We start from the raw sequence: 12,546 nt of genomic DNA on the forward strand, positions 1-12,546 counted from the left end.
GTAACGCTAGCAACATTAGAACTATCTTCCCCATCGTTGGCGCTATAACTGAAGCTGTCGTTTCCGCTAAATCCGGCATTGGGGCTGTAAGTGAATGAACCATCCTCATTCAATTCTACGGTGCCATTGTTGGGTTGAGTGACTAAGCTTGCTGTTAAGGCATCCCCGTCTGCATCCGTATCCCCATTAAGAACCCCTAAATCAGCATTGACAACAAGCGGGGATTGAAAACCTGTGCTGTAGCTGTCATTATCGGCGAGGGGGGCTGTATTGGGAAGCTCGATATTTTGGGCTAATGTAATCACCCGCAGAGGGTCAACAGCAGATTGACTGGTAAAGGTAACTTCTAAGATGTTGTTATTCTCTCCCAAGATTCTGACGATATCTTGACTATCTCCAAACTCTGGCCCTTCGAGAGTATTTCCTTCTTGTATTACCCTAGCCCGATAACCAACCAGTTCGTCATTACCGTTGAGAGTTTCTAAGGTTTCCGCATTACCAAACAACTCATCATCAGCTATGAAGCCAATAATTTCACCGTCAAAAGTGAAAGTGGCTGTCAATGTTCTCCGTGTTAGTTGCTCTTCTCCTGGTAGTTTGTCATTTTTAAAATAAATGAAATGACTGTCAACAGCAGTACCCGCCTCAATTGTTCCTAAGTTATTGAGATCCTCCCAATCTTGGGGGTTACTAATTTTAATATCTTCTGAGAGGGTGACATTTTGAGCTTCATTAAAGAATAGTAAGCTATCGGCTGATGCAGTAGCCCACCAGTTTGAATATTGAAAGGCTTTGTTGCCTGTCGCATCATCTAACCAAAAATCACTAATATCAATCTCTTGTGCTTGCCCAGTAAAACTAAGAATTGCCATGATCTTAATTCCTCGAATTTTACAAGTAGGTTTCCAGAGTTAAACTATCAACTTTCATCGATGAATTAAGGTGAAACTTTTATATCCTATGTCCAAAAAACGCTCAATTCAGCTATTGCAAGCCCTATATTTAATGAAAAAATCTCATTGACATCAACTCAATTTTTGAGTGATAGTATCGTTGAGCATTGAGTTCTATTCTTTTATTTCCCGCATAACACCATAGACATTACTGACTTGCAACTGTTTTTCACCCTCGTTTATCAATAGAAAGCAATAGAAATTATGAGCGTTTACTTAAGCAACACTCAACCCTAGTGCTGAACTAATAAAAGATGTTGAACCTTTTGGCCAGTCAGTGACTCTTTCACAGTAACATTCGCCTTCCGTAAAAATACAGGTGATTATGTAAAGTATTCGTTGCAACTTTGTAATATTTCTGTAAAGTTCAGGATATCCAGCCCACAAAATACGCTTCTAATCTCAGGGATCTCAGGGATCTCAACCCTTGAATGTGTTCTAAAGTTCTCTCGAGCAACTAACGCGCATCTCAAATTACCCATTTTCTTCTGCCCTCCGCCCCGATCCAAGCGACCTTTCGGATCAATATTGTCGGTAAAATTCAAACGCGACAACTTATAGTAATAGTTTTCCCGCAACTTGTGAGCGCATCAGGCATCACACCTTGATTCTGCATTTCCTCGTAAACTGGATCTAAAGTCAGAATCTATGATTGAAACTTATCCATGCTCAATCAAATTAAAGCATTAGCGACTGATCTCGCCCCTCGTTTAATTGAAATTCGTCGCCATATTCACTCCCATCCCGAACTGAGTGGTCAAGAATACCAAACCGCCGCCTATGTTGCAGGGGTATTATCCTCCTGTGGGCTTCATGTCACCGAAGCCGTCGGGAAAACAGGAGTCGTCGGTGAATTGAAGGGAAAAAGCAATACTCCTCAATGGCTCGCCATTCGTACCGATATGGATGCTTTACCCATTAAAGAACTCACAGAGTTAGACTATGCCTCCCATCAGCCCGGAATTATGCACGCCTGTGGCCATGATGTACATACGACCATTGGGGTAGGAACGGCAATGGTATTATCGCAGCTAAACGAGGCTTTAGCGGGTCATATCCGCTTTCTGTTTCAACCGGCTGAAGAAATCGCCCAAGGCGCTCATTGGATGGTTGCTGATAACGTCATGCAGGATGTGGTGGCTATTTTAGGAGTACACGTCTTTCCGAGTATTCCCGCCGGATGTGTGGGGATTCGTCAAGGGGCATTGACAGCAGCAGCCGATGATTTAGAATTAATCATTATTGGAGAATCGGGTCATGGTGCGCGTCCTCACGAAGCGAAAGATGCGATTTGGATTGCGGCTCAGGTGATTACCACGCTACAACAAGCGATCAGTCGCACCCATAACCCTTTAAGACCTGTGGTATTAACGATTGGTCAAATTGTTGGTGGACGGGCGCCGAATGTGATCGCCGATCAGGTTAAACTATTAGGAACGGTGCGATCGCTTCATCCTGAGACTCACGAAAACTTACCTGCTTGGATCGAAAAAATTGTTGCAGGGGTTTGTCAGATGTACGGGGCGCGTTATGAGATGAATTATCGTCGGGGTGTTCCTTCAGTACAAAATGATCCAAAAATTACCCAGTTAGTGGCAGAATCAGTGGCGGAAGCTTGGGGCAAAGATAGCATTATTATGTTAGCTGAACCGTCTTTAGGTGCGGAAGATTTTTCAGTTTATTTGAATCATGTACCGGGAATGATGTTTCGTTTGGGAGTCGGACACAAAAATCAGCCGAATTATCCCTTGCATCATCCGAAGTTTGAAATTGATGAATCTGCGATTATTACAGGCGTTGTGACTCTGGCTTATTCAGCTTATCAATATTGGCAAAAGATCGGGAATAGGGAACAGGTTACAGGTTACAGTATTTGATTTGTGTAGGGGCGGGTTCATTACAGTTTACAGTTATCAGTTATGCAGTTATCAGTTATTAGTTATTAGTTATCACTGGTTACTGTTCACTGGTCACTGGTCACTGTAAACTGGTCACTGTAAACTGTTCACTGTTTACTGTTCACTGTTGACTGTAACAGGTGGAGGCGGCGAATTATTAAAAGATTCAAGAAACACACTCACCCGACCATTAGGTTCTAAAATCACCCGAATTTTCGGTCGTCTTCCGTCTGCTGTTGCGGAAACAAACGGTTCACCCACATTCGGTAATTCAAGCTGAGGTAAGCGATTAACGGCGGGTTGACCAACAGGTGTAATACTGGCAATTGTACCATCAGCATTCAGTTGTAAACTGTACTGAAGTGCTTTTCTTAAATTTTTAGGCGGATACCAATTTTCTTGAAAATAGGTTCTGACTTCATTAACTTGGGGAATTTGATCAAATAAAGTTGTGTCTTCTTGACGAGTTGCCGCTATCGTTTGGGGACGTTTTTCTAACTGTGCTAAATAACCTTCTTCGGAAGTTTGATCTTCTGGAACTTCCGGATCAACAATTTCCGGATTAACTGTTGAATAATCTGGCATTTCTTCCTCTGGAAAAACCGTAATAATTTCCGGGGGTGTAGTATCTTGCAGGGGTGGAAGTTGAATCACAGGTGGAACTTGGGGGACTGTCGGACTAAATACAATCGGTGGCGGGGTTGTCGGCGGTGGGGCGGGTGGAAGGGGTGGCGGACTAACGGGTACTGGAGGGGAAACAGGCGGGTTAACTGCCTGCGGAGGGGGACTTGCAGGCTGAGGTTCTGGGAGGATAATCATCATTCCCTCCTGCTGAGAAACATTGGGGATGGGTTGAGGGGGAGGTGGACTGACCGGGGCAGGAAATAAGGGCGGTGGAACCGCAAGCGGCACTGTATCGACTCCGGGTAAATTGGGTACGACGGGGGCAGGGGAAGCCGGAGGAGGGGGCGTGGGTGCAGGCCAAACCGGAAGCGCCGGAGGGGTGAGGTTAGGCGGTGGAATGGCAGGGGTTTCAGTGTCTTCTTGAGAAGCGGTGAGGGTTTCTTGAGATAACTGTCGGTAAAAATTGATTAACTCAATCATCCCCGTCAAAGTTCCAATACTGACGAAAATCATCAGCAAAGTACGCAACCAAATTAACGGTTTAAACCGAATTGAAAAACGGCGATCGCGAACCTCTGACACTGTATTGGTACATTCCTCTAATGCACTCACCAAGTCGAACAATTGCAACGCACTCAGATGAACAAAAGGGCCTGTATTTTGAGTGGAGAGCGAACCCAAGAATAGATCATGGTAAAGTAATCCATCGGGCTTTAGATAAATATCAGTAGGATTGGAGTGAGGAGGTTTGGAGTTATTTGAACTATCTTGAGGGACAATACTCAGCAACGCTGAACTGTTAAGAAAGTTTTGAACGTAGGTGATTACCACTTCAGAAAGACGATCAAGCTGAGTGCGATCGCCTTCGACTGTGACATATTCTTCTTCAGGTAAACGTGGATCATCGAAGCTTAATTTAAACTTAAAAGGTTCAGAAACCGTCTGATTTGTTAAGCGATTAAATCGGGGTTTTTCAGTCGTTAATTCTAGAGTACAGGTGGGTGGAGTATATTTTTGATTCGTCATTTCTAGAGGGTGTTAATCAGGGGTAATTTATCGATTTTGATTGAGTAAAACGAGCCAAAAGCGTTGCGGACTGTTGGAATTGCTGTAAAATAGTAGCTCGATTAAAAGTTTGATAGCCAAGGGATTGAGGGCGTCAGATGGAGCAGAAGCTGTGGGATCAATTTGCTCTTGATACATTTGATTAAAGGCATCTAAATAGTCCCGAATTAAAGCCACTTGACGCAGATCATGTTCAGATTGAGTATATTGTTCTAAAAGTGAAATTGCCCGTCGAATCAGAGCTTGATTTTGTTTAGCCAGATAACAAATAATTAAAACAAGTGATCGCGCTTCATCAACGGTTAAGAGTTTTTCTTGTTCTGAATTCTCAGTTTGGGTGAGCCGATCCGCAATAATAGATTGTAAATTAAGTTGATGGGCAACTTCGACTAATGTTTCCGAACCCACTCCAGTTAAGCCTACTAACGCCAGCATGACTAATTCTAGTCGATGGGTAATTCGATCTAACTGGGTCGGTTCTGGCTCTCGTTCTAAGTTTAACGCCTGCCAATTCAAACCGTGATCATCAGCCATAGCCAATGCTTGCATAGTCCCCGGGATTGATGTTACTCTGCCTTATTATAGGGATTTTCATCAATAATTTTTGGGCTTGGGGTTTCCGGTTGTTTATTTTGAAAGGGACACCCGCTTCAGACTGAATCAATAGCGATCGCAACTTCTAGGCTCTTGGGAAATCCTATCCGATCAAGTTCCAAGTCCCGCTTGAAAATCTCTACTTTTGCTAAAAATGGTAATTCGTTATACCTAAAACCAGGCCAACTGAGAGGGAAAACAGGCCCACTGAATCCCAGTCCTCAAGGCCCACTGGGGCTGTTTCATTATCTGTTTAATATTTTTAGTAACGCTGCTTTCCTCCAGAAGAAAAGACGAGTAAAATGACGGTGGAAATTCAGAAGTTCTCACGAGAACGACTGATCAAACGTAACAGTAGTGTGAGGAGAGAGTATGTCACAACGAACCTTGAAAGCATGGCTACTCAGTCCTGCTATTTTAGGAGCTAGCTTAATTGCCTCTTCGGCGGCGATCGCAGAAGTTAATATTGAGAGTTCCCCGCAGGTGGAAACTCAAGTCAATAACCCAGCTTATCAGTCTGAACCCTTAGCCCAAGTTCCGGTTAATCCCCATAGTGGTCAAATTGGCCCGCAGTCAAATTTTTCTCAAGTACAAGTCTCTGACTTAGACTCCGGGGAAAATACAGACAATTCCGTGAACCCCCAAACCTCCGACCAACTCAATCAATATTTTCAGGAGGGTCGGCGGTCTAATTCCCAGAAGAAACAGCAAGTTACCTCTGTTTCCCAACTCTCAGACGTTCAACCCACTGACTGGGCGTTTCAGGCGTTACAATCTCTCGTTGAACGCTATGGCTGTATTGCGGGATATCCAGATGGTACCTATAAAGGAAATCGGGCTTTAACTCGTTTTGAATTCGCCGCCGGGGTTAACGCTTGTTTAGAACGCATTAACGAACTGATTGGTGCGTCTACCGCCGACTTGGTGACGCGAGAAGATCTCGCTAAACTGCAACGGTTGATGGAAGAATTCGCGGCGGAACTCGCGGCTTTGCGCGGACGAGTCACGGTTCTCGAAGCTAGGGCTGCTGAACTCGAAGCCAATCAATTCTCTACCACGACTAAACTTAACGGGGAAGTAATCTTCTTTATCGGGGATACTTTTGGCGATCGCGCGGAATATACCGTCGCAGGAGGGCCAAACGTTGATGAAGAGGAAGACCCCACTCAAAGCTATTTCGGTTATCGGGCGCGTTTAAACTTCGATACCAGCTTTACCGGAAAAGATAGACTGCGAACCCGTTTGCAAGCCCGAGACATTCCGAGACTCAGCCGTGAGAACCTGACTAACACCTTGATGAGTCGTCTCGGTACCGATGGTGGTAGCGAAACGATCACGATGGATGACCTGTATTACCGTTTTCCGATTATGAACGGTAAAGCTCAGGTTTATTTTGGGGCGAAGGGGATGAACCTTGATGACGTTCAAGACCCGATTAGTCCTTTTGAGAGTACAGGAAAAGGAGCGTCTTCTCGATTTGGTCGTTACAACCCGAATACATTCCGGGGGCCTGAAGGAACCGGAGCGGCGCTTCATTATACATTCAATGACAGACTTAAAGTTCTTCTGGGCTACTTAGCCGATGACGGAGATGCACCCAACCCCGAAGAAGGACGAGGTATATTTAATGGTGGCCACTCTGCATTTCTTCAATTGGTTTATGAACCCACTGATGAGCTAGTGGTGAGTTTGGCTTATAACCGTCGCTACTTCCGAGAAGATGATGTGAATGTCAGTGGTGGAACCGGAAGTTTCTTGGCGAACCGTCCGTTTGGGAATACGGCGACTACCACAGATAACCTCGGTTTCCAAACCAACTGGCGTATTGCTCCCTTCTTCGAGGTGGGTGGCTGGTTTGGTGCGACTTGGGCTGATGATAAGGGTGGTGGCTCAGGTGATGACCTCGATGCGACTGTTCTTAACTTTGCGGTGACGTTGGCGTTTCCTGATTTGCTGAAAGAAGGCGATTTAGGCGGTATTATCGTCGGGATGCAACCGAAAGTGGTTTATCACACGCTTGATCGTTTGGAAGAAGAAAAAACGGGAATTCACATTGAAGCCCTCTATCGCTTCCAGTTTAATGAATACATTTCTTTGATTCCGGCTGTTTTCATTATTACTGACCCCGAACATACGGATGAAAATGATACGGTTGTTGTGACGACTCTACGGACAACATTCCGTTTCTAAAACGGGCAGTTAATTAACAAAATTTAACCTAAAAGAATCTCGGTTTCTGAATTCAGAAGCCGTTTTTTATTTGAGTCGTAGGGTGCATCAAATTCAAGTCATTTGAACTCAGTAATAGAGGTCAATGGTTTGATGCACCCTACCTATTTTTATTCAGCTAAGAGGCTGATGTTTTCAGGAGAGATAAAAAGGTTAACAGTTTCACCAACAGCATAGGGTTGAAGGCGATCGCGTTGGAGGTTTTGTTGACGGATAATTAGGGAAATATTGGCTGTTAACCTGACTCGATAACGGGTATCTGTTCCGAGATAAATCGCTTCTTCTATTTTACCCTGAAAACTGTTATTTTTACTATTATTTTTAGCGTCTTCAGTCGGAATTATACTAATTTTTTCAGGTCGGATGACAACGGTTAAAACTTGTCCGATAAAGGTTTCTTCCTGAGAAATAACAGAAACCGATAATTGTTCATCAACTAATAAATTAATGTGGGGTTTTTGTTGTTGGGTAACTCGTCCGGTTAAACAATTACTTTCCCCAATAAAATCAGCGACAAATCGAGTTTTTGGATACTCATAAATTTCGACCGGAGTTCCGACTTGTAAGAGTTTACCCTGGTTCATTACGGCAATTCTATCAGACATGGTTAAGGCTTCTTCTTGGTCGTGAGTCACATAAACAAAAGTAATTCCTAACCGTTTTTGCATTTGTTTAAGTTCGAGTTGCATTTCCTTCCGCAACTTCAAATCTAACGCCCCTAACGGTTCATCAAACAGTAAAACTTTCGGTTGTTTAACTAACGCCCTGGCTAAAGCAACTCGTTGCTGTTGTCCGCCGGAAAGTTGACGGGGATAACGGGTTTGTAAGTCTGTGAGTTGCACTAATCCTAACACCTCAGAAACCCGTTGACGAATTTCAAGACGAGGTAAATTTTCCATTTCTAGTCCGAAAGCGATATTTTGACTAACGGTTAAATGAGGAAATAGGGCATAATTTTGAAAGACAGTATTCACCGGACGATGAAATGGGGGATGATGATTCATGGCTTGTTGATGAATATAAATTTCCCCTGATGTGGGAATTTCAAATCCGGCTATCATCCGTAATGTTGTTGTTTTTCCACAACCAGAAGGGCCTAAAAGTGAAAAGAATTCCCCTGTTTTAATCTCTAAATTGAGAGAATCAACCGCTAACATTTCTCGACTGCGATTTCCTTGATAAAATTTAGAGATATTAATTAATTCGACTGCATTCTTCATAGAATAGATTGTTAATTCTAACTTGAGAGTTAGGGCGGGTTTAGCAAGGTTGTTGGTAAGATGAATCAATCTCGGTGAACCCGCCCTCAACAGTGAACAGTAACCTGTTACCAGTGATCACTGTAAAAACTGTAAACTGATAACTGTTAACTCTCTTGCGAAGTTGCTCCACGCAGGCGTAACCCCAAGATCGCACTTCGCGCTGTAAACTGTAATGAACCCGCCCCTACAAAAACGGCTAACAACTAATTACCCAAGCTTAATTTTACCTCATTCCAAGCTTCATCATAGAGAATGGTTGCTTCTCCGACATCTTCGAGATAGGTTAATTTAGCAAAGACTTCTTCGGCGGGATAAATACCGGGATTTTGTAGACTTTCTGGCTTGATTAACTTTTCTTGGATGGCGGTTTTATTCGGTGAACCGTAGTTAATAAAATTAGAGACTTTTGCACCAATTTCTGGTTCTAGAATAAAGTTCATAAACTGTTCCGCTAGTTGTTTGTGGGGTGCATTTTTTGGAATGACCATGCTATCAATTGCGATCAAAGTTCCTTCCTTTGGAATAACATATCTTAAATCGGGATTTTCTGCCATCACTTGAAATAAATCACCGCTATATTCCATTGCTAGATTAATTTCACCTTGATTAAGAAGATTTTGACCTGTATCGGGAAGGAAAGCTTTAATATTTTTCTGGTTTTTAATTAAAAATTCTTTGGCTTTTTTGATTTCTTCCGGGTTCGTTGTATTGGGATCATAACCGAGATAAATTAACACCGCCCCAAAGGTATGACGCATATCATCTAATAAAGCAGCTTTTCCGGCAAATTTGGGATTAAATAAAGCAGCCCAACTATTAATTTCTTCTCCAGTTGCCTTAATATTATAACCGATTCCCATTGTCAGCCATTGATAGGGGATACTATATTTATTTTCAGGATCATAGGGTGGATTAAGAAACTTTTCATCAATATGTTTAAGATTGGGAACATTGATCTTATCAACTTCTTCTAGCATATTTTCTGCTATCATTACTTTCACCATGTAATCAGCCGGAAACGCAATGTCATAACCGGGATTTCCAGGTTTGAGTTTAGCATAAAGGCTTTCGTTGCTATCATAGGTGTCGTAGTTTATTTTAACGTTATATTGCTGTTCAAATTGACTGATCACTTCCGGCGCAATATAAGTAGACCAATTATAGAGATTGAGAACATTATCTTGACCCGACTGTGATAAGTTAGAATTGTTCCCTGTACAACCCAGGGGTAACAATACACTCATCAAAAATAAGAGAAAAAAAGTAAAAAGTCGTTTCATTGTTTTGAGGTAAAGGTGAATAATTAAGGTTTGGTTGTGGGTTGTGTTCGATTAATTGTTAATGAGGATACCACAAGTAGCAAGGATACCAATAACATTAACGTAGAAAGGGCGTTAATTGCAGGAGTGACAGATAGTTTGATCATTCCATAGACAAATAATGGTAAAGTGGTTGCACCGACTCCGGTATTAAAGAAAGTGACGACAAAATCATCTAAAGAGAGGGTAAAAGCTAACAAGGCACCACTGACAATTCCAGGTAAAATTAAAGGTAAGGTAATGCGGGTAAAGGTTCGCCATTCATTCGCCCCGAGGTCAAGTGCAGCTTCTTCTAAAGATGGGTTTAACTCCGCTAAACGCGCCCTCACCGTAATCGTTACAAATGCAATATTAAAGGTAACATGACCGAGAATGACAGAAGGTAATCCTAATGTTAAACGAATTCCCGTGAGATTTTCCACAAGACGAAAAATTAGGGTAAAAAACACGAGTAAAGAAATCCCCATGGTGATTTCAGGGATAATAATCGGAAGTAAAATTAGCCCTGTAATGATTTTATCACCGGGAAACCGAAAACGTTCAAGGGCGAGGGCGACAGAGGTTCCTAATATTGTGGCGACTCCAGTAGAAATTATAGCAATGATTATACTATTATTTAAGGCTTGCCAAACTTCAACAGTAGAAAGATTAGCGGTAGTATCGGTAATTTGACCGAATAAACTGCGATACCAGTCCAGTGTAAATCCCGTCCAAACGGCGTTAAACCGAGAAGTATTAAACGAGTAAATCACTAAAATTAAAATCGGCAGATACAGAAACGCAAGGGCGAGTGTCGCGTGTATCCACAGCCAAGATTTTCCTATTTTGCGAATGAGTAAATCAATCATTAGTCATCTGTAGAGGTTTGAAAATAAATCAATACAGGAATTAAAATAATTCCCATTAAAATCATCGATAAGGCTGAACCAAACGGCCAATTTCTGGCTTGCAAAAATTGATTTTGAATCAGATTTCCCAGCATTAAGGTTTTCGCCCCGCCAAGAATATCAGGCGTGATAAAGGCTCCCAATGCGGGGATAAAGACTAAGATTGATCCGGCGATAATTCCCCGTTTAGTTAAGGGAAAAACAACTCGCAAAAAACTTCTAAGATCATTCGCCCCTAAATCTTGAGCAGCTTCAATCAGAGCAAAATCTAAACGTTCTAATGTTGCATAAAGTGGTAATATCATAAAGGGTAAGTAGCCATAAATTAAACCAATAATAACAGCAAAAGGGGTAAACAGTAAAGTTAGGGGTTGATCAATCAGTTGTAAACTTTTGAGAAGGGAGTTAATCACACCTTCATTGCCTAAAATCACAATCCAAGCATAGGTTCTGACTAAAAAGTTTGTCCAAAATGGAATAATCACTAAGACTAATAGAAGATTTCGCCAACGGGGAGAACGAGTGACAATAAAAAAGGCTAAAGGATAGGCGATGATTAAACAAACAAGAGTCGTTAAAGCAGCGAGTTGAAGCGATCGCCAAAATACTCCCCAGTACAAAGGACTGACTAAACGTTGATAGTTACTCAGGGTAAAAATCCAGTTAATCCCGCCATAGGTTCCGCGTTCAAGGAAACTACAAACCAGAACAAATATTAGCGGTAAAACAAAGAAAACTAACAGCCAAATTGTGGCAGGTAAGAGGAGAATGAGTAAAGTTTTTTGTTGGCGAGTTTCCAGGGTTGGAGAACTCGATTGATGTTGCTTTAACAAAGTCATTTTAATGTACAATTAAAGTTAAAAAGACGTGATTTTAAACTGTTGACTGAAAGCAGGGGTGACAGGCGACTGAAATGATGGCTTGATCTATGATGCAAAATGAGCTATGATTCAGCAGAGTTAAGTCCATTTTTGAACAAATCTCTACTGACGGTGCAAACGCTTCATCTATCTGAATCAAACCACCCCCTGGTGAAGTCGCTATCCCATCATAGCGATCAAGAATTGCTGACAATGTTTCAAAACCACCCGGATCGGGGGAAATATTTTGTTACAATTTTTTGTCGTTATGCGCTGATTGTATACACCTTAATCGGTCATTCTGTGCGATCGCCTGTACAAGCTGAGTATTTATTGTCTCAGACTTGGCGACATATTTTTTATGAAATGCGAGGTTTGAACTTGCGGGAGTCCCAAGACGCGCAGGGAGAAACAACCCTACAAAATTGGTTAATTAATGTCACGGCGATTTGTATTAACCGCGCCGATTTACCCCCCGTTGAGTCGATACAATATTCCCTGAAAGCAGCGCCTCCTCCCCTGTGGTGTTATATGGGACAAGCGCTGGATCAACTCGATCCTTTGTTGCGTTTAGCTGTAGTGATGGCGCAAACCTTTCATTGGAGTGAAACCCGTATTGCAGCGTATTTACAAGCGGAAGGAGAAGCGATTTCCCCCAGTGAAGTTAAGGATTTATTGAAACAGGGATATGATCAACTTCAGAAGAATTTACCCCCAGATATTCGCGCAATTTATTTAGGTGAATCTCTGAGTGATTCTGAACAAAATGGCAAGACAGAAGTGCTTCAATCTTAACTTAAAATTGCTTGTAATGTGTTTTTTTAGATAGAGTTAAGGAAAGACTGCTGAAATCAT

The 12,546-nt window shown here is 42.3% G+C and carries 10 protein-coding genes; 3 read left to right on the plus strand and 7 right to left on the minus strand.

Features of this window, described 5'->3' with window-relative positions; translation table 11 throughout:
- Positions 1–872 (minus strand): Ig-like domain-containing protein (locus tag VB836_RS18790; protein ID WP_323221504.1); only part of this gene is annotated, 872 nt, incomplete at its 3' end.
- Positions 873–1,618: 746 nt separating this feature from the next.
- Between VB836_RS18790 and VB836_RS18795 the strand changes: the two genes are divergently transcribed.
- On the plus strand, positions 1,619–2,830 hold the full coding sequence (locus tag VB836_RS18795) for a M20 family metallopeptidase (protein ID WP_323221506.1): 1,212 nt from the start codon (positions 1,619–1,621) through the stop codon (positions 2,828–2,830).
- 135 nt (positions 2,831–2,965) lie between these two features.
- Here the strand turns inward: VB836_RS18795 and VB836_RS18800 are convergent, their stop codons facing one another.
- Positions 2,966–4,501: a DUF4335 domain-containing protein gene (locus VB836_RS18800; protein WP_323221508.1), complete on the minus strand. Its 1,536-nt coding sequence runs from the start codon at positions 4,499–4,501 to the stop codon at positions 2,966–2,968.
- A gap of 27 nt (positions 4,502–4,528) precedes the next feature.
- Positions 4,529–5,089, minus strand: coding sequence for a DUF3038 domain-containing protein (locus VB836_RS18805; RefSeq protein WP_323221510.1), 561 nt, complete (start codon positions 5,087–5,089; stop codon positions 4,529–4,531).
- Between the two features lie 417 nt (positions 5,090–5,506).
- Between VB836_RS18805 and VB836_RS18810 the strand changes: the two genes are divergently transcribed.
- Positions 5,507–7,324 (plus strand): iron uptake porin, encoded by a 1,818-nt coding sequence (locus tag VB836_RS18810; RefSeq protein WP_323221512.1) that lies wholly within the window; start codon positions 5,507–5,509, stop codon positions 7,322–7,324.
- Positions 7,325–7,473: 149 nt separating this feature from the next.
- On the opposite strand, the gene VB836_RS18815 is transcribed toward VB836_RS18810, so the two are convergent.
- From VB836_RS18815 to VB836_RS18830, 4 genes are all read right to left on the minus strand, one after another.
- Complete coding sequence (locus VB836_RS18815; protein WP_323221514.1) at positions 7,474–8,583, minus strand: ABC transporter ATP-binding protein; 1,110 nt, start codon at positions 8,581–8,583, stop codon at positions 7,474–7,476.
- A 245-nt stretch (positions 8,584–8,828) separates the two neighbouring features.
- Positions 8,829–9,905 (minus strand): ABC transporter substrate-binding protein, encoded by a 1,077-nt coding sequence (locus tag VB836_RS18820; protein WP_323221516.1) that lies wholly within the window; start codon positions 9,903–9,905, stop codon positions 8,829–8,831.
- 23 nt (positions 9,906–9,928) lie between these two features.
- Positions 9,929–10,792 carry an ABC transporter permease gene (locus VB836_RS18825; protein ID WP_323221518.1) on the minus strand — a complete coding sequence of 288 codons (864 nt, stop codon included), beginning with the start codon at positions 10,790–10,792 and terminating at the stop codon, positions 9,929–9,931.
- Positions 10,792–11,670: an ABC transporter permease gene (locus tag VB836_RS18830; RefSeq protein WP_323221520.1), complete on the minus strand. Its 879-nt coding sequence runs from the start codon at positions 11,668–11,670 to the stop codon at positions 10,792–10,794. Before VB836_RS18830 ends, VB836_RS18825 begins: the two co-directional genes overlap by 1 nt.
- A 153-nt stretch (positions 11,671–11,823) precedes the next feature.
- Here VB836_RS18830 and VB836_RS18835 point away from each other — a divergent pair, with 153 nt between their 5' ends.
- The gene (locus VB836_RS18835; protein ID WP_046280168.1) at positions 11,824–12,486 is read left to right on the plus strand and encodes an RNA polymerase sigma factor; all 663 of its coding nucleotides are present in this window, start codon (positions 11,824–11,826) and stop codon (positions 12,484–12,486) included.
- Positions 12,487–12,546 lie beyond the last annotated feature (60 nt).

Origin of the sequence: Limnoraphis robusta BA-68 BA1 (assembly GCF_034932365.1) — a bacterium.
GTDB classification, from domain to species: Bacteria; Cyanobacteriota; Cyanobacteriia; order Cyanobacteriales; family Microcoleaceae; genus Capilliphycus; species Capilliphycus robustus.